We start from the raw sequence: 18150 nt of genomic DNA on the forward strand, positions 1-18150 counted from the left end.
CTGAATTAACGACAATTTACAATCCTTAGTCTTAGAGCTTTATTCCTATCATATTGAATTAATCACAGCAAATATATATTGAGAAACGGGAAGTTTCCGTACCTTTGCAGCCGATTTTTCAGGAACACTTCAATAGTAAATAGGTATTATGGTACAGAATCAGGAACAACCCGTAGGAAAAATTACATTTTCCATTTTGATTGCATTGAGTCTTTCGCATTGCCTCAACGATCTTTTACAGTCGGTGCTATCAGCATCTTATCCTTTATTTAAAGATGATTTAGGACTTAGTTTCGCGCAAATCGGACTTATCACACTAGTTTATCAACTTTCCGCTTCAGTTTTTCAACCGATTACCGGAATTTTCTTTGATAAGCATCCCGTCGCATGGTCATTGCCTATCGGAATGAGCTTTACACTGATTGGTTTGATAAACTTAGCATTCTCTGATAATCTATACTGGATATTAGCCTCCGTATTCTTAATCGGAATTGGCTCTTCCGTACTGCATCCGGAAGCCTCCCGTATCACGTTCCTTGCCTCCGGCGGAAAACGTGGACTGGCACAATCACTCTTTCAGGTAGGTGGCAACTTCGGAGGTTCATTAGGTCCTTTACTGGTTGCTCTATTGGTGGCTCCTTATGGCAGACAACATCTCATCGTATTTGCATTTGTGGCTTTAGCTGCTATCGGAGTGATGTACCCAATTTGCAAATGGTATAAATCATATCTAAACCGGATGAAAGCACAGACTGTCAGTGTTAGAAAACCTGTTCATCTTCCTTTGCCTATGGATAAGACAGCCCTTTCAATCGCGATATTGCTGATTCTGATTTTCTCCAAATATATCTATATGGCAAGTCTCACGAGTTATTATACTTTCTATTTGATTCATAAATTCAATGTAAGTGTACAAGATTCGCAGCTATATTTATTTATCTTTCTGGTAGCTACTGCTATCGGAACATTAATCGGCGGACCTGTCGGTGACCGTATCGGTCGGAAGTATGTGATTTGGGCTTCTATTTTAGGAGCTGCCCCGTTCAGTTTACTAATGCCACATGCTAATTTGATGTGGACTATTATCCTTAGCTTCTGTGTGGGATTGATGCTTTCTTCCGCTTTTCCCGCCATATTGCTTTATGCACAGGAATTGCTTCCTACCAAGCTCGGATTAATATCAGGGTTATTCTTTGGATTTGCATTCGGGGTGGCTGGTGTAGCATCTGCTGTACTCGGTAATTTAGCGGATAAAACGAGTATTGAATATGTATATAATATCTGTGCTTATATGCCGCTACTAGGATTGGTCACATTCTTTTTACCTAATTTGAAGAAGAAAAAAATAGAATAAGATTAGATTAAATAAAATAGGGTGTGTCACATTTTGCGCTCCCTCTTTTCCAAAGAAAACGACCGGTATGCGTCGTCACGACGTATACCGGTCTACAAGTTAAGGTCAAAGTCAAAAAATTAAGAGAGCTATTTATATGTTAGGGTTAGCGTTAATTTCTTTCTGTGGAATAGCATATAAATAATAGGTGCTATTTACTGTAAACGGTTTACCGTTCGGGAAGTTAAGGAACCAATGTCCCAGAGGATTTCGTTTTTCAAAGCTACCACCCTCCTGCCAGCAATCGACTTCTGTCTTTTGCATCTCATCCGATAAAGCAGCACGTTCTACTGCCTTTTGTGTACGAAGTATATCGGTAATACCAAATCCTTCTCCCCAAAGTTCACGGCGACGTTCCATCAGAATCTCATTGATTACATCTTCCTGTGATTTTCCTGTCACCTCATAATCCCCTACTCCACGGGCATTACGCAATGTATTCAATGGAGCTACAGCCTGTGCCAACGCTACACCATCACGAACTTTCGCCTCCGCTTCTATCAAATACATTTCAGCAGCACGCATCAAGACCAGATCAGCCGTATCATCTGCACGCATGTGAAATTTCTTATATCCCAAATATCCTTCACGCATCCATTGAAACAAAGGTAAACGAATATCACCTTCGGTAAATGTATCTTTCAGATGGGGATCAGCCATAAAGCTGCTATATGCTCCTACGTATGTTGCATCCAAATAATAGAAATTATAGCTGGCATCCGATTGGGAAGGAATTTGAGGAAATCCCCATATCCATTCTTTATTGGAAATATTATTAAAACCTTCATACTCGGCTGTAGTTGTCATCAACGTATATCCTGCACGTGCTGCTTCAGCAGCTTTCGCAGCTTCTTCCCACTGTCCTGTCAGCAAGTAAGCACGAGCCAAAAGACCGTTGACTACTGCTACATTTGGTTTGAACTTTTGATTATCACCGCTGCGGACATAGTTTTTCAAATAGTCCTTCGCCAAAGTGAGGTCGTCGAAAATAAGCTGATAAACCTGTGCCACTGTTGATTTTCCTTTCGGTACAGTGGAGCTATTGCTAGGTTCGGTATATATAGGAACACACGAAGCATCTTTATCTTTCAAGTAGGTGAATTGATAATGCTGTACCAAGTGCAAATAACAAAAGGCGCGTAATGCCAATGCTTGTCCCTGTGCCTGACGGAGTTCTTCCGAATCCCCCTTGATAGAAATGGCAGTGTTACAATTATCTATCGTTTTATATATCAGATACCAGGCAAACTCTGTTCTACCATTTGAGGATTGCGCTATATCATTAAACTGATACGAAGAGTTAAAACCATATTTCGGACGGGAAACAATATCACTTGCCATCATATCATCCAGACACTGAAGTGCCCGATAACCGATATTGGCATAGGTACTTGAATAATCAAACAGATTATACCAGGCACCATTCACAAGTGCCTCCGCATTTTCGGGTACAGATACCTTATCCGAACTTACCGCATCTGTGGGGTCCGTATCCAAAAAACTGCTGCTACAACTCGTTGCCAGGAAAAGTCCGGCAACTGCCGCAAGAATGGATTGAATTTTTATTTTTCTCATAATTTAGTCTGAATTTAGAAAGAAACATTGATACCTCCGGAGATGGTTCGCATAGCCGGATAACGGTAATAAGTGATACCGGTAATTCCCTGTTCAGGGTCTAGTCCCTGATTCCGGTGAATGGTAAACAGATTATCTCCTTGTACATATACCTGCACACTGCTCAATGACAACTTACTAATCCATTGTTTGGGTAAGTTATAGGAAAGTGTCAGGTTTTTCAATCGCATATACGAATTATTCTGCAAGAAGCGAGTGGAAGCCGAGTTCCAGTTATTAGAGGTAGTACTCAAAGCAGGGACATCGGTATAGCGATTGTCGGGAGTCCATCTTCTTAGAATCTCCGTCGACCAGTCGCGACCTTCCAAACTTCCATTGTGCAGAATCATTGTAACATCACGATTGTAGATATATCCGCCGATACTGTAAGCAAAGATAGCCGAAAGATCGAATCCTTTCCAAGAAAGAGACGTATTGAATCCGCCATACACCTTCGGAAGAGACGATTTGTCAACATAATAATAGTCAGCCGAACCATAATCATTTGTTGTGACACGTTTTCCGGTCGGATTCTTATTTGCATCCACCTCATCCTTATACCACAGCGGATCTCCGTTTTCAGGATCTATCCCCGCCCACTCTATCATATAGAAATCATACACCGAACGACCTACCTGCAACTTGTTCACACCACTTCGCGGCATATCTTTCAATGGGAGGTCTGTCACCTTATTCTTATAATGCGTCAAGTTCATACCCAGTTTCCATACCCAACCATTCTGATTGATAATCGTTCCGTTAAGTACCATTTCTATACCTGTATTCTTCAAGGCTCCTACATTTTCGTCAATAGAACCGTATCCCAGGGAAGGAGCTATCGGACGTGAATAAAGCAGGTCTTTCGAACGACGTGTAAAGAAATCAAACGAACCGGAAAAACGGTTATTGAACAGGGAGAAGTCGATACCTACATTAAAGTTGAGGTTTGTTTCCCATTTCAGATTCGGAGTTGCCATACGGTCGGACACTAACGCATTTTCTCCCAAATTGGAAACAATAGTATAAAGTCCTTTACTTGCATAATAAGTACCTAGGTTGTCATTTCCCTGCGCACCATAGCTCATTTTCAGAGTCAAGGCAGACAACCAGTCGGAAGTACTTGCCATAAACTCTTCCCGGTCGATACGCCAAGAAGTACCCAACGACCAGAAATTTCCCCAGCGGGTCTCCGGCGCAAAACGTGAAGAACCGTCGCGACGATAGGATGCCGAGAAGAAATATTTATTTTGATAGTCGTATAATGCTTGAGTCAGATAACCCACCAACGCATAATCGATGCGATACCCCGAACCTCCGGTCAACTGCGAACCGACTACCAGTTCCGGCATATCAGGCTGTGCCATTTTGGAACGTGATGCTGTCAGTTCATCATAACGGTAAGAATAGGCTTCCACACCGGCAAGGACATTAAAATGATGTTCACCGATTGTCTTGTCATACGTAGCAATATTATTCCATGTCCAAGAGAAAGTACGGGTATTCATTCGGCTGACGCCGCCGCCGTTTTCTTTAGCCGGGCCCAATTGGGGGTTCGTATAATCCAACGTATTATAATTAATCAAGTCAAAGTTAAAACTAGTCTTGAATTTCAATCCCTCAATAATCGTAGCTTCCAGAAAAGTACGACCGGAAACTTCATCTTTCATTCGTTCTGATTTGTCTAAAGGCAAAGTAGCCGGCAGATTCCAGTTTGCCATCGAACCGGAAGGACGATAAGAGCCGAAGTCATAAATGCGGTCTCCATTCTCATCCAATTTGTAACTACCGTCGGTATTCATTTCATAAATCGGATAAAATCCCGGCATGGTACGCCCTGCGGTAATCACGTTACTGGTTTTAGAGTCGGAAGAAACCGGATAGTTCTGCATAGAATGTGCAAAACTCAAATTGACTCCTCCCTTCAACCAGGAGGTCATTTCGCTGGTGATATTGGAACGAAGATTGAAACGCTGATAACCGGATTCAAGCGCAATACCTTTATCATTCAGGTATCCGGCTGAAAAGAAATACTGATTTGCTTTTCCGCCTCCGGAAACACTTAGATTCAACTCTGTGCGAAGTGCTTGTTGTTCCATGGCGTCACTCCAGTCTGAATTCCATAATGGACGGGCACCTGCCACCAATTTTCCATCTGTACCGACCGGTTGCGCATATTGGGGACCGTATGGATTCGGTCCACCTCCCATCAATTTCGTAACCAGGTCTTTGGATGCTTGTGCCGCAGCAGTTGCCGGAGTATAATCCGCGCTCTTGGCGTACTGATTGCGAAGTGCTTCCCAATACAATTCAAAATATTGGTCGGTACTGACACGATCATAATCACGCACGGCACGGTTGGAACCTCCTAAGGAAGCTTTCACCTTTACCGTTGCTTTGGTATTTTGATCTCCCTGCTTGGTGGTGATAATAATCACTCCATTCGCACCACGGGAACCGTACAAAGCAGCAGAGGCCGCATCTTTCAATACTGTCATCGAAGATATGTCATCCGGATTGATAGAGTTCACACTACCATCGAACGGGACACCGTCCACTACATAAAGCGGGGCGCTGGAAGCGTTGATAGATCCGATACCACGAATACGGATTTCCGCATCCGTACCTGGCTGCCCACTTGCCGCACTTGCCTGTACTCCGGATACCGTGCCCTCTAATACACGTGATATGCTGGAAGTCTGTAACTTTTCAATCTCACCTGCTTTCATCGTCGAAGCTGCTCCGGTAAAACTATACTTTTTAGCGGTAGCATAAGCTACCACCATTACTTCTTCCAGTTCCTTACTTTCCGATTCCAACGTGACATTAATCACACTCCGGTTATTCACCGGTTGTTCCACCGTTCTCATTCCTACAAAACGGAACACTAAAGTGCCGGTCGCAGGAATCTCAATCGAATACTTTCCATCAATATCGGTAATGGTGCCGGAAGATGCTCCTTTCAATTGTACGGAGACACCAGGCAAAGGTTCTCCTTCAGAAGTCACTGTGCCTGTCACGCGTTTCTCCTGCTGTGCTTCCGCATATACTATATTTCCTGCAAAAAGCAGAAGAGACACGACTAATAAACGTAAATAGATTCTCATAATTTTGTGGCTTAAGATTTATTTGCTTGTTGTAACTAACAGTACATTGAACTTTTTTGTTTAGGAAACGAAACATTTTTTAGAAGATTGCTAGTATAAATCAACGAAAGATAGTACATTCGTGAAACTAAAAATATCTATACCAACAAAGAACCACATGGGGAAACGGGTTATTCTATATCTTTTTCTGTTATTTTCACTGTCCTTACAGGCGCAGACTGAAGAGAAAGTCTCTTTAGGCAACGATAGTACAGAAGTAGATTCCACAACAACCACCAAGCCAAGTGCTTTTAAAAGAGCGATCAAGAAGTTTATGAACTTCAGTGATTTCGATACGCTCTATATCAGTCCCAACCGTTATAACTATGCGCTGATGGTTACTCATTTCAGCAACTTTGAGTATTATTCTATCACCAGTGAATTGCCGCAGCCACAGAAACTTAGTTTTTCTCCCAACCCGCACAACAAGATAGGATTGTATTTCGGCTGGCGATGGATTTTCCTGGGATGGTCTGTAGATGTGAACGATATTTTCAAAAAAGGTACCCGAAAGAACAGAGGAACAGAATTCGATCTTAGCCTATACAGTTCCAAACTGGGTGTGGATATCTTCTATCGCCGCACTGGTAATGATTACAAAATACATAAAATCAGAGGATTTTCAGACGATATCCCCTCTAACTATTCCGAAGATTTCAGCGGAATAAAGGTAGATATCAAAGGACTGAATCTATATTATATCTTCAATAACCGTAAATTCTCCTATCCTGCCGCATTCAGTCAGTCCACTAATCAACGACGCAATGCAGGTACATTTATTGCAGGTTTTTCCATTTCAAAGCATCATCTCGACTTCGACTATACAGCACTTCCGGGGTTTATCCAGGAGGCGATGAATCCTGCCATGAAAGTCAAGAATATTAAATACACCAATGCCAATATCAGTTTCGGCTACGCCTACAATTGGGTCTTTGCCCGCAACTGTCTGGCATGCCTGTCTCTCACCCCTGCCATTGCCTACAAAGCTTCCGATGTGGACGCAGAAACAAATGAAGCAAAAGCATGGTACGGTAAATTCAATCTGGATTTTCTGGTTCGTGCAGGGATTGTCTACAACACCGGAAAGTATTATGTAGGTACTTCTTTTGTTGGGAAAAACTACAATTATCATCGCAACAATTTCTCTGTAGACAATGGATTCGGTACTCTCCAAATATATGCCGGATTCAACTTCAACACCCGCAAAGAATACAGGAAAAAGAAATAATACCACAGAAACTAGAAATCATCAACTTGCTTATCCAAAGAATCTTTGTACATTTGCCACGTTCTAACGAACAAAAGTAAAAAAATCAATGAAGCAACAACGCCACATACAGACCACACGCACGCTCCTTTCCCGCTTTCGCTACTGGGGAAGAAAGAACTATGCTGCCTTTGCAAGTATGGGACGTGAATTCCAAATCGGTCATCTGCATATCAATGTAGTAGACGTTGCTCTTCGTAAGCAGAATGCTGCACAAACTATCCCTTATCATACATTTATGACACTTCAGGAAATCAAAGACCAAGTGTTGGCGGGTATCGACATATCACCCGACCAAGCTGCTTGGCTAGCCAACATGGCTGACAGCGAGGCGCTTTATGCCGCCGCGCATGAGATTACCGTCGCGCGTGCTTCGCACGAGTTCGACATGTGTTCCATCATCAACGCCAAGTCCGGCCGATGTCCGGAAAACTGCAAATGGTGTGCACAATCCTCCCACTACCAGACTAAAGCCGAGATTTACGATCTCCTTCCCGCTGAAGAATGTCTTCGACAGGCCCAATACAACGAAGCCCAGGACGTCAACCGATTCTCCCTCGTTACCAGCGGACGAAAACCATCTCCCAAACAGATTACCCAACTTTGCGATACAGTCCACTATATGCGTCGACATTCGTCGATTCAACTTTGTGCTTCTCTGGGACTGCTCAATGAAGAAGAATTGCGTTCCCTGCATGAAGCGGGAATCACCCGTTATCACTGTAATCTGGAAACTGCCCCGTCTTATTTTTCCAAACTCTGCTCTACGCATACGCAAGAACAGAAACTGGCTACTCTCGATGCAGCCCGTCGTGTAGGCATGGATATCTGTTGCGGAGGTATCATCGGCATGGGAGAAACGATGGAACAACGGATTGAATTTGCTTTCACATTGGCAGAACTGAATGTTCAATCCATACCTATCAACCTGCTTAGTCCGATTCCGGGAACTCCACTGGAAAACGAGCAGCCTCTAAGCGAAGAAGAAATACTTAAAACCATCGCACTCTTTCGTTTTATCAATCCGACCGCTTTTCTGCGTTTTGCCGGAGGACGTTCACAACTTTCTTCCGAAGCGATGCACAAGGCATTATATATCGGAATTAACTCGGCTATCGTAGGCGACCTATTGACAACACTCGGCTCCAAAGTATCGGAAGACAAAAAGATGATTCAGGAAGAAGGCTATCATTTCGCCGATTCCCAATTTGATCGCGAGCACATCTGGCATCCGTATACTTCGACTACCGATCCGCTTCCTGTCTACAAAGTAAAACGGGCAGACGGCGCTACCATTACCCTCGAAGACGGACGAACGCTCATTGACGGAATGTCTTCCTGGTGGTGTGCAGTGCATGGATATAATCATCCGGTATTAAATCAGGCGGCAAAAGAACAATTAGATAAAATGTCTCATGTCATGTTCGGAGGACTGACGCATGATCCGGCCATTGAACTGGGGAAATTGTTATTGCCTTTGGTTCCTTCCTCCATGCAGAAAATATTCTATGCTGACTCCGGTTCGGTAGCCGTAGAAGTGGCACTGAAAATGGCTGTACAATATTGGTATGCAGCAGGAAAACCGGAAAAGAACAATTTCGTGACTATCCGTTCCGGCTATCACGGTGATACGTGGAATGCCATGTCTGTATGTGATCCGGTGACGGGTATGCACAGTCTTTTCGGTTCGGCATTGCCTGTACGTTATTTTGTCCCGTCCCCCACTTCCCGGTTCGACGGAGAATGGAATCCGAAAGATATACTACCTCTACAAGAGATGATTGAAAAACATTCAAAAGAGTTGGCGGCGCTTATTCTAGAACCGGTGGTACAGGGAGCAGGCGGGATGTGGTTTTATCATCCGCAGTACCTACGTGAAGCAGAAAAGCTTTGCCGGAAGCACGATATTCTTCTTATTTTCGATGAGATAGCAACGGGATTCGGACGAACCGGTAAACTTTTTGCTTGGGAACATGCCGGAGTAGAACCGGATATAATGTGTATCGGTAAAGCACTGACCGGAGGATATATGACACTTTCTGCTGTATTGACCAGCAACCGGATAGCAGATACAATCTCTAACCACGCACCGGGAGCTTTTATGCACGGACCTACATTTATGGGGAATCCACTTGCGTGTGCAGTGGCTTGCGCTTCCGTTCGCCTGCTGCTCGAATCCGGTTGGCAAGAGAATGTGAAGCGAATCGAAACTCAACTGAAAGAAGAACTGGCTCCTGCACGGGAATTTCCGGAAGTGGCTGATGTACGAATACTCGGAGCCATCGGAGTCATTGAGATGAAACGTCCGGTAAATATGGCCTATATGCAACGAAGATTTGTGGAAGAAAGAATCTGGGTACGTCCCTTTGGCAAGCTGGTATATCTGATGCCGCCTTTCATCATCACTTCGGAACAATTAAGCGAACTGACTTCCGGCTTACTTAAAGTTATTCAAAAAAGATGACAGATAAGAAGAATATTACCAGATTTTCACCCAAGAATCTGTTCCTCGGTGAGCAAAAGGGTGTTCCTCGGTGAGGAACGGGCCTTTCCTCACCGAGGAAGGATGCCTTGGTCGGTGAGAAACTTTCGGGATACTTCTTTAGACAATAAACATCTTATAGACAACTGATTACGCTTTCAACCATCCATATATCGAATACTTATTACTTAAAACAATAATTCATGACATTAGAACATATAAACCAGGAACTCCAGACCTTGAAAGAGAAAAAGAACTACCGTTCTCTCCCACCGCTTATTCACGAAGGACGAGATGTTCTGCTGAACGGACAACGAATGTTGAACCTATCTTCTAATGATTATCTCGGGCTGTCCAATGACATTTCATTGAGGAAGGAATTCTTAAAAACACTCACCCCTGAAACATTCCTGCCTACTTCCTCCTCTTCCCGGTTACTGACCGGCAATTTTAGTGACTATCAGAAGTTGGAGCAACAGCTAGCCACGATGTTCGGAACGGAAAGTGCACTTATATTCAATAGTGGTTATCATGCCAATACAGGAATACTTCCTGCCATTTGCAATACTCACACACTGATTCTTGCCGACAAGCTAGTGCATGCAAGCCTGATAGACGGAATTAAATTATCATCAGCTAAATGTATTCGGTATCGTCACAATGATATTTCCCAGTTGCAACGACTGATTGCTGAAAATCATAACGCTTATGAGCAGCTTATTATTGTTACCGAAAGTATCTTCAGCATGGATGGCGATGAAGCTGATCTTCCCGCTCTCATTCAACTCAAAAAGAGTTATTCCAATGTTCTTCTTTATGTAGATGAGGCTCATGCTTTTGGTGTACGAGGAAAAAAAGGATTAGGATGTGCCGAAGAACAGGACTGTATCAACGATATAGACTTTTTAGTAGGAACATTCGGAAAAGCCATTGCTTCGGCAGGTGCCTATATTGTCTGTCGGCAACTCATTCGGGAATATCTTATTAATAAAATGCGCACGTTTATATTCACCACCGCACTTCCTCCTATCAATATCCAGTGGACTTCGTGGATGTTAGAACGCCTTTCAGCTTTACAACATAAGAGGGCTCACCTGCTACAAATCAGTGAAAAGCTAAAGGTAGCCCTTACAGCCAAAGGATATAATTGCCCATCGGTGAGCCATATTGTACCTATGATTATAGGAGCCAGTGAAGATACCATATTGAAAGCAGAAGAACTCCAGCGCAAAGGATTCTATGCATTGCCCGTCCGTCCGCCTACCGTACCCGACGGAACTTCACGTATCCGTTTTTCACTGACAGCGGACATCACTGAACATGAAATTGACCAACTCATCAAATTGATAAACGAATGAAGCAGCATTTTATCATAAAGAATAATCAGAAGCATCTATTGCTTTTCTTCGCCGGTTGGGGGATGGACGAAACTCCTTTCCTGACCATTCATCCTACAGATAAGGACTGGATGATTTGCTATGATTACCGTTCATTAGCATTTGATACCGACTTATTAGAAACCTATTCCCAGATTACACTTATCGCCTGGTCGATGGGAGTCTGGGCAGCTTCGCAAATCATGAAGCAGTACCCACATCTGCCTGTCTCCCAAAGTATCGCCATCAACGGCACCCTCTACCCCATACACGAAACCAAAGGTATCGCTCACTCTATTTTCGATGGCACACTTCAAGGGCTGAATGAACAAACCTTGCAAAAATTTCAAAGAAGAATGTGTGGTTCAATAGCTGACTATAAAACTTTTCAAACCATATCCCCCCAGCGTCCGATGGAAGAACTCAAAGAAGAACTTGCCGCTATACAACAACAATATTTATCATTGCCGCCCTCTGATTTTAAATGGCAAAAAGCTATCATAGGAAAAGGCGACCGCATTTTCCTCCCGGATAACCAATATTTGGCATGGGAAAACCAAGTGGACTCTCTTGAACAAGTGGAAGCGGCACATTACCAACAAGAGCTTTTTAACACGATACTCATGCAGCCGGAGAACTGATGCATCCATCATTTTAAAATAAAGTGATTATCAAGTATATCAGCCTATTAAATAAATATCGATTATGAATAAACGACTAATCGCAGAACGTTTTTCAAAAGCTATCACTACCTATCCAAAGGAAGCAAACGTGCAACGGCAAATAGCAGGTAAAATGATTCGTTTGCTTACAGAACACATACCTTCTCCCTGTTCGAAAGTAATTGAATTTGGCTGCGGAACCGGTATTTACTCCCGTATGCTGCTCCAAGCCCTCCGTCCGGAAGAGTTATTACTTAATGACCTTTGCCCCGATATGAAATATTGCTGTGAGGACTTATTAATGAAGAAGCAGGTTTCTTTTCTTCCGGGAGATGCCGAAACAGTCTCTTTCCCCACCGAAAGTACATTGATAACTTCCTGCTCCGCCTTGCAATGGTTCGAATCACCGGAAAACTTTTTCGAAAGGTGTAATACCCTACTCAATAATCAGGGTTATTTTGCTTTTAGCACTTTTGGAAAAGAAAACATGAAAGAAATACGCGAACTTACCGGCAACGGACTTCCTTATCGTTCACGGGAAGAGCTCGAAGTAGCTTTGTCACCCCATTTTGACATACTGTATTCAGAAGAAGAGCTTATCCCGCTTTCGTTCGAAGACCCGATAAAAGTACTATATCACTTGAAGCAAACCGGAGTCAATGGCTTATCAACGCAATCCTCTCCTACCGGAAAACAAGAGAACGATTTGTGTTCATCAGACAACAATTCAAAGAATAATTCAAGAACTAATTCTAAGAACAATTCTAAGAACAATCTCCCCCAACAACAGTGGACTCGTCGTGACTTGCAACTCTTCTGTGAACGTTACACGCAGGAATTTACTCAGGGCACTTCTGTGTCCTTAACATATCACCCTATTTATATCATCGCAAAAAAGAAAAAAGTATGAAACAGAATGTATATTTCGTAAGCGGTATCGACACTGATGCCGGAAAAAGCTATGCCACCGGCTTTCTAGCTCGTGAATGGAACAAGAACGGGCATCGCACCATCACCCAGAAATTTATTCAAACGGGAAATGTAGGTCATTCCGAAGATATTGACCTACATCGGCAAATCATGGGAATCCCTTTCACCAAAGAAGACCAAGAGGGACTAACCATGCCGGAGATTTTCTCTTATCCCGCCTCTCCGCATCTTGCTTCCCAGCTGGATAACCGCCCCATCGACTTTGATAAAATAAAACGTGCGACCGAAGAATTGAGTGAACGGTATGACTCTGTTTTACTTGAAGGAGCAGGCGGCCTTATGGTTCCCCTGACAACTGAACTTTTAACCATTGACTACATCGTCCAAGAAAAATATCCGCTTATCTTTGTTACTTCGGGCAAACTGGGGAGTATCAATCATACCCTGCTTAGTCTCGAAGCAATACAAAAACGCGGCATTGTACTAGATACCGTATTATATAATTTATATCCTACCGTAGAAGACAAGACGATTCAGAATGATACAATGGAATTTATCCGGACCTGGCTGAAAAAGTATTTTCCGGAAACGAAGTTTATACTGGTTCCGGAAATAAAAAAGAATCTATAGAAAAGTAATCACCGACTACTTTCACTCAACAACAATCGTACTCTTTTGTGGATTATGGCTATCATAAGTAACTTTCACCGGATACATATAGCCATAATCCTTTTTTTAAACAGTAGTCGAATATTTATCTAAAGCCTTTCTCAATGTTCTTTCCGAAATCGGTTTGGTCACAAAGTCATTACAACCCATCTCCAATGCCAATTCTTTATCCGCCTCAAAAGCATAAGCCGTCAAAGCAATGATTGGAATTTCTTTAGAATAAGAGCGGATAATATGGGTTGCTTCCAGTCCATCCATACGCGGCATTTTTACATCCATCAGGATTAAGTCCGGTTGGTACTGCTTATACATTTCGATAGCTTCCACTCCGTCTTTAGCCCAAAGCAATGTATATTCCCTGCCAATCAGATTCTTCAGCAAGATAAAATTGCTCTCCACATCTTCTGCTACCAGAATCTTCTTAATCTGTTGTACACGATTGACTGTATTTCCTTTAGATACCACTTTCGACTCTTTAAAGAATTTACCATGCTCTCCGGTTTCTTCATAAGGGATCGTGAAATAGAATGTGGAGCCTTTACCCAGTTCGGAAGTCACCCCTATTTCTCCACCGATTTTTTCGATAATCATCCGACAGATAGACAGACCTAATCCTGTCCCTTGGGCAAAAGAGTTCAGTTTGACAAAACGCTCGAAGATATGATCTACCTTTTCCGGTTCTATCCCTATTCCTGTATCCTTTACATACACACGAATATCTTTATCCATTCGTCCAAAACCAAAACGGATCTCTCCTTCATAGGTAAACTTACTTGCATTAGTCAGGAAATTCGTTATCACCTGCATGATACGGTTCTGATCTCCCTCCATGAGCAAATCCTCCTCCTCATTATCAAAGACAAGAGTTACCCCTTCTTTCACACGTTCTTTATGAACAGTATAAATTGTTCGGCAGACCTCTCCCAGATTCATTGGACGTTTGATATATTCCAGTGTCCCGGCTTCTATCTTCGATAAATCCAGAATATCATTAATCAATTGCAACAAAATATCCGAATTCTGATTGATTATATCCGAATAGAGTTTTTTCTCTTCAGCAGTTTCGGCAGAAGGCAATAACTGGGAGAATCCTACAATAGCATTCAGCGGAGTCCGGATCTCATGGCTCATGTTAGCAAGGAAAGCGCTTTTCAATCTGTCGGATTGCTCCGCTTTAATCCTTGCCCTAATCAGTTCCTGCTCAATATTCTGAAGATTAGTAATATCCCATGAAATGCCAATCAGCAACGGTTTACGTCCCTCCATCGGTACAAGTGCTTTCAAAGTCTGCACGATACGCGCTTCTCCATTAGCGGACAAATAAGTTTCCTGCATATCAATGCGCTTATGAGTCTGAAGTAATTCTAAATCATCTTTACGGAATTTCTCCGCATCTCCATGCACCGGAAATATTTCATAATCCGTATGCCCGATAGCTTTAGACGCCGGAATACCTGAATGATCGGCAAATGCCTTATTCCAATACAAATATCTAAAATCATCTTCCGGGTCCTTCACACACAAATAGACCGGAATATTATTTAAAATACCATCCAACAATAAATTCAGTTCGCGGAGTTCATCCCGTTTCTTGATAACATCAGTAATATCCTGCGTAAAGAACCAAATGAGTTCCTGATTATTTTCACGAATCAGAAAAGCAGATACCTGATGTACTCTCTCCTTCGTATGCCCGTAAGGTATATAAGCCGCCCGATAAGCAAAGCTACCATCGTTATCACGAATTTCCTGCAATCTTTTTTCCCACGCCCCCCTGTCGGTCATAGAGACACGCAAATCATATACTTTTTGTGTACCCAACTCTTGCGTTACACCGTATTCTTCTATAAATTGCTTATTCGCATAAACCAGCGTTCCATCTCCCGCCACAGCAAGAATGCTGTCACTCACCTTATCGAGCACACTTTTAAAAACTTCCAACTGCCTTTGGGTAGCTACTCGTTCCGTTATATCACGACACATAATCAGCACGTATTCCTCATCCAACGGAAAAATACGGTTCTCGTAATAATGGCGTTCACCATTAAAATCCAGTTCGTGATGTGCAGTTGAAACAGTTCCGGTGGTGATAGCATGACGCATATTGGAGTGAATATTCTGATATGCTTCCGGTGGAACCATATCCTGCATACGCATCCCTCTAAAATCCTTGTTTGATATTCCTACATGGTTGGTTTCCTCATTGGAAACAACTTCAATACCTACCTCACTCTGATTGAAGACAGTCAGCATATCGGGAAGAGAGTCTAGTATTCTAACAGCATATTTTTCTTTAAAACTAACAGGACGATCGTTATATTTCTCATCCCTAAGGGTAGAAAGTTCTTTTCTAAGCTGCTCGTTTTCTTTTTTAAGTGCTTCTAACTGTTCTAATAATGCTTCTTTGCTTTGTTCGATACTCATAATGTAACGGTGTAAATACGTACTTATCTGCCAAAAGTAAATATTTTTTTGAATAAAAGCACGTATTTACCCCGTTTTTTTCAAAGAATTACTCAATTACCATAATCCGGTCGTTCAATCCCACCTTCATGCCATCTTCCACGAATACTTCTTTCACAACTCCATCCGTCACCGAACGTATCTCATTCTCCATTTTCATCGCCACCAATACACAAAGCGGATCACCCCGCTTCACGAGATCTCCTTTCTTTACATACGTCTTCAGGATAACTCCCGGCATCGGTGCCTGTACCACCTGACGCCCTACGGATTCAGCAGCAGTGCGGGCATTATGTATCTTCTCCATTTCTCCCTGCAATTCAATCTGATAAAGCTCCCCTTTATTCATAATCGTATATGAATTATTGGAAGAAGGAGAAATCTGCACTCCATGCGAGTGGTGATCGATGATGATCGAATGGATAGAGTCGCCACCCATGTTATAATCGACCTCATATATCTTACCATTGACTGCAATCTTCTTGATTGGTCCGTCCTCCAGAATCTCCACCTTATATTCACTGTCCGGCATATCCTGGAGCTTGGCGTAATATGTAGCTAATGTTGTACCCATAATCTGTTCCGTTATTTATTAGTCTCAAATCAATAATTATTAGCAGTCATCTGCAATTTACCATAATACTTCCAGAGTGATTCTCCTACTACCGGGAGTGTTGTTGCACGGGAAGCCGCTTCTTTCTCACGCTCGTAATGTCGCACTGCGGCAGCAATGACAGCCACTGTCGGATCTGTATTCTGACGACGTTTCAGGTCTTCCTTATCGAAGCGTGTATCAATAAACGTCGTGTCATATTCACCTTTCAGGAAAGCTGCGTTCTTCAATACACGTTGATGGAAAGGAATCGTTGTCTTAATTCCCAGAATCTTATACTCGCGCAAAGCACGTGCCATATTGGAAATGGCCGATGCACGGGTACGCCCCCAACAACATAGCTTGGCAATCATCGGGTCATAATGCAGAGAGACTTCAAATCCGGCATAAGCGGCACTGTCAAGACGCAGGTTACGTCCCTCGGGAGCTTCACGGACAGTAATCACACCGGGAGAGGGCATGAAGTTATTCTCCGGATCTTCGGCGTAAATACGACATTCGATCGCTGCTCCGCTAAACTCAATATCATCCTGTTTGTAAGGTAATGGATTTCCGGCAGCAACAGTTATCATATCCCGTACCAAGTCAACGCCTGTGCACTCCTCCGTCACAGGATGCTCTACCTGCAAACGGGTATTCATCTCGAGAAAATAGAAGTTCTGGTCCTTATCCATCATAAACTCCAATGTCCCGGCACTGTAATAACCTATTTTTTTACAGGCTTCCACGGCTACCTTCAACATCTTCTTTCTCGTCTCCTCTTTCACAAAAGGAGAAGGACTTTCTTCTATCACCTTTTGGTTACGACGCTGAATGGAACATTCACGTTCATACAGATGAACGACATTTCCATACTTATCTCCCATGATCTGAACTTCGATATGATGCGGATTCTCAATATATTTTTCAATATAAACCGCATCATTGCCAAAGGATGTCCCTGCTTCGGATTGCGACAAACGGAGAGCAGTTTCCACCTCTTCTTCCGTACGTACCAGACGCATACCTTTTCCTCCACCTCCCGCAAGTGCTTTCAGCATAATGGGATAGCCAACTTCATTAGCTACCTTCTTCACTTCATCAATGCCCTGTACCGGTGTTTCGGTTCCGGGCACAATAGGCAATCCTGCTTCCCGCATAATCTTACGGGCCTCCGTCTTGATTCCCATTTTGGAAATAATATCCGCACTCGGTCCGATAAAAATCACTCCCTCTTCTTCGCAACGGCGGGCAAAATCCGCATTCTCCGACAGGAAACCATATCCCGGATGAATAGCGGCTCCGGTCTTTTTGGCAATGGACAATATCAATTCCGGCTTTAGGTAGGAGGTATCTTCGGGCGATTCGGAGATGCAATAGGCTTCTTCCGCATAACGCACGTGCAAAGCTCCGCGGTCTACATGGGTATAAACAGCCACTGTCGAGATATTCATCACCCGACAAGTCCGAAAGATGCGCATCGCTATCTCACCCCGGTTGGCTACTAATATTTTTTTTATCATAATCTTTTTCTTTTTAGAAGTCAAAACTTAAAAGAG

12 protein-coding genes are annotated in these 18150 nt (G+C 43.0%); 7 read left to right on the top strand and 5 right to left on the bottom strand.

Annotated elements, in window-relative coordinates; all coding sequences use genetic code 11:
* The first annotated feature begins 148 nt into the window (after nucleotides 1-148).
* Nucleotides 149-1354: an MFS transporter gene (locus Bovatus_RS07255; RefSeq protein WP_004297126.1), complete on the top strand. Its 1206-nt coding sequence runs from the start codon at nucleotides 149-151 to the stop codon at nucleotides 1352-1354.
* Between the two features lie 132 nt (nucleotides 1355-1486).
* On the opposite strand, the gene Bovatus_RS07260 is transcribed toward Bovatus_RS07255, so the two are convergent.
* Both Bovatus_RS07260 and Bovatus_RS07265 read right to left on the bottom strand, forming a co-directional pair.
* On the bottom strand, nucleotides 1487-2968 hold the full coding sequence (locus Bovatus_RS07260; protein ID WP_004297127.1) for a RagB/SusD family nutrient uptake outer membrane protein: 1482 nt from the start codon (nucleotides 2966-2968) through the stop codon (nucleotides 1487-1489).
* Between the two features lie 14 nt (nucleotides 2969-2982).
* The gene (locus Bovatus_RS07265) at nucleotides 2983-6111 is read right to left on the bottom strand and encodes a SusC/RagA family TonB-linked outer membrane protein (protein WP_004297128.1); all 3129 of its coding nucleotides are present in this window, start codon (nucleotides 6109-6111) and stop codon (nucleotides 2983-2985) included.
* A 157-nt stretch (nucleotides 6112-6268) separates the two neighbouring features.
* Here Bovatus_RS07265 and Bovatus_RS07270 point away from each other — a divergent pair, with 157 nt between their 5' ends.
* The 6 genes from Bovatus_RS07270 to bioD all read left to right on the top strand — a co-directional run bounded on the left by Bovatus_RS07270 (nucleotide 6269) and on the right by bioD (nucleotide 13497).
* On the top strand, nucleotides 6269-7378 hold the full coding sequence (locus Bovatus_RS07270; protein ID WP_004297129.1) for a DUF4421 domain-containing protein: 1110 nt from the start codon (nucleotides 6269-6271) through the stop codon (nucleotides 7376-7378).
* A gap of 88 nt (nucleotides 7379-7466) precedes the next feature.
* Nucleotides 7467-9881: an adenosylmethionine--8-amino-7-oxononanoate transaminase gene (gene bioA / locus Bovatus_RS07275; RefSeq protein WP_004297131.1), complete on the top strand. Its 2415-nt coding sequence runs from the start codon at nucleotides 7467-7469 to the stop codon at nucleotides 9879-9881.
* Nucleotides 9882-10102: 221 nt separating this feature from the next.
* Nucleotides 10103-11257, top strand: a complete 1155-nt coding sequence (locus Bovatus_RS07280; RefSeq protein ID WP_004297133.1) for an 8-amino-7-oxononanoate synthase — start codon at nucleotides 10103-10105, stop codon at nucleotides 11255-11257.
* Nucleotides 11254-11916, top strand: a complete 663-nt coding sequence (locus Bovatus_RS07285) for a DUF452 family protein (protein ID WP_004297134.1) — start codon at nucleotides 11254-11256, stop codon at nucleotides 11914-11916. Before Bovatus_RS07280 ends, Bovatus_RS07285 begins: the two co-directional genes overlap by 4 nt.
* Before the next feature lie 64 nt (nucleotides 11917-11980).
* The gene (bioC, locus tag Bovatus_RS07290) at nucleotides 11981-12847 is read left to right on the top strand and encodes a malonyl-ACP O-methyltransferase BioC (protein ID WP_004297135.1); all 867 of its coding nucleotides are present in this window, start codon (nucleotides 11981-11983) and stop codon (nucleotides 12845-12847) included.
* A complete protein-coding gene (gene bioD, locus Bovatus_RS07295; protein ID WP_004297136.1) occupies nucleotides 12844-13497 on the top strand; it encodes a dethiobiotin synthase in 654 nt (217 codons plus the stop codon). The genes bioC and bioD overlap by 4 nt, the downstream gene beginning before the upstream one ends.
* Before the next feature lie 105 nt (nucleotides 13498-13602).
* Here bioD and Bovatus_RS07300 read toward each other — a convergent pair whose 3' ends face one another.
* The 3 genes from Bovatus_RS07300 to accC all read right to left on the bottom strand — a co-directional run bounded on the left by Bovatus_RS07300 (nucleotide 13603) and on the right by accC (nucleotide 18114).
* Entirely contained in the window at nucleotides 13603-15960 is a 2358-nt protein-coding gene (locus tag Bovatus_RS07300; protein ID WP_004297137.1) for a hybrid sensor histidine kinase/response regulator, read from the bottom strand.
* Nucleotides 15961-16048: 88 nt separating this feature from the next.
* Entirely contained in the window at nucleotides 16049-16573 is a 525-nt protein-coding gene (locus Bovatus_RS07305; RefSeq protein ID WP_004297139.1) for a biotin/lipoyl-containing protein, read from the bottom strand.
* 29 nt (nucleotides 16574-16602) lie between these two features.
* Entirely contained in the window at nucleotides 16603-18114 is a 1512-nt protein-coding gene (gene accC / locus Bovatus_RS07310; RefSeq protein ID WP_004304129.1) for an acetyl-CoA carboxylase biotin carboxylase subunit, read from the bottom strand.
* Between the last annotated feature and the right edge of the window lie 36 nt (nucleotides 18115-18150).

Origin of the sequence: Bacteroides ovatus (genome assembly GCF_001314995.1) — a bacterium.
GTDB classification, from domain to species: domain Bacteria; phylum Bacteroidota; class Bacteroidia; order Bacteroidales; family Bacteroidaceae; genus Bacteroides; species Bacteroides ovatus.

What these genes read in the sequence shown, in the direction of transcription:
- Bovatus_RS07255 (WP_004297126.1), top strand. Translation starts at nt 149, where the DNA reads ATGGTACAGAATCAGGAACAACCCGTAGGAAAAATTACATTTTCCATT.
- Bovatus_RS07260 (WP_004297127.1), bottom strand. Translation starts at nt 2,968, where the DNA reads ATGAGAAAAATAAAAATTCAATCCATTCTTGCGGCAGTTGCCGGACTT.
- Bovatus_RS07265 (WP_004297128.1), bottom strand. Translation starts at nt 6,111, where the DNA reads ATGAGAATCTATTTACGTTTATTAGTCGTGTCTCTTCTGCTTTTTGCA.
- Bovatus_RS07270 (WP_004297129.1), top strand. Translation starts at nt 6,269, where the DNA reads ATGGGGAAACGGGTTATTCTATATCTTTTTCTGTTATTTTCACTGTCC.
- bioA (WP_004297131.1), top strand. Translation starts at nt 7,467, where the DNA reads ATGAAGCAACAACGCCACATACAGACCACACGCACGCTCCTTTCCCGC.
- Bovatus_RS07280 (WP_004297133.1), top strand. Translation starts at nt 10,103, where the DNA reads ATGACATTAGAACATATAAACCAGGAACTCCAGACCTTGAAAGAGAAA.
- Bovatus_RS07285 (WP_004297134.1), top strand. Translation starts at nt 11,254, where the DNA reads ATGAAGCAGCATTTTATCATAAAGAATAATCAGAAGCATCTATTGCTT.
- bioC (WP_004297135.1), top strand. Translation starts at nt 11,981, where the DNA reads ATGAATAAACGACTAATCGCAGAACGTTTTTCAAAAGCTATCACTACC.
- bioD (WP_004297136.1), top strand. Translation starts at nt 12,844, where the DNA reads ATGAAACAGAATGTATATTTCGTAAGCGGTATCGACACTGATGCCGGA.
- Bovatus_RS07300 (WP_004297137.1), bottom strand. Translation starts at nt 15,960, where the DNA reads ATGAGTATCGAACAAAGCAAAGAAGCATTATTAGAACAGTTAGAAGCA.
- Bovatus_RS07305 (WP_004297139.1), bottom strand. Translation starts at nt 16,573, where the DNA reads ATGGGTACAACATTAGCTACATATTACGCCAAGCTCCAGGATATGCCG.
- accC (WP_004304129.1), bottom strand. Translation starts at nt 18,114, where the DNA reads ATGATAAAAAAAATATTAGTAGCCAACCGGGGTGAGATAGCGATGCGC.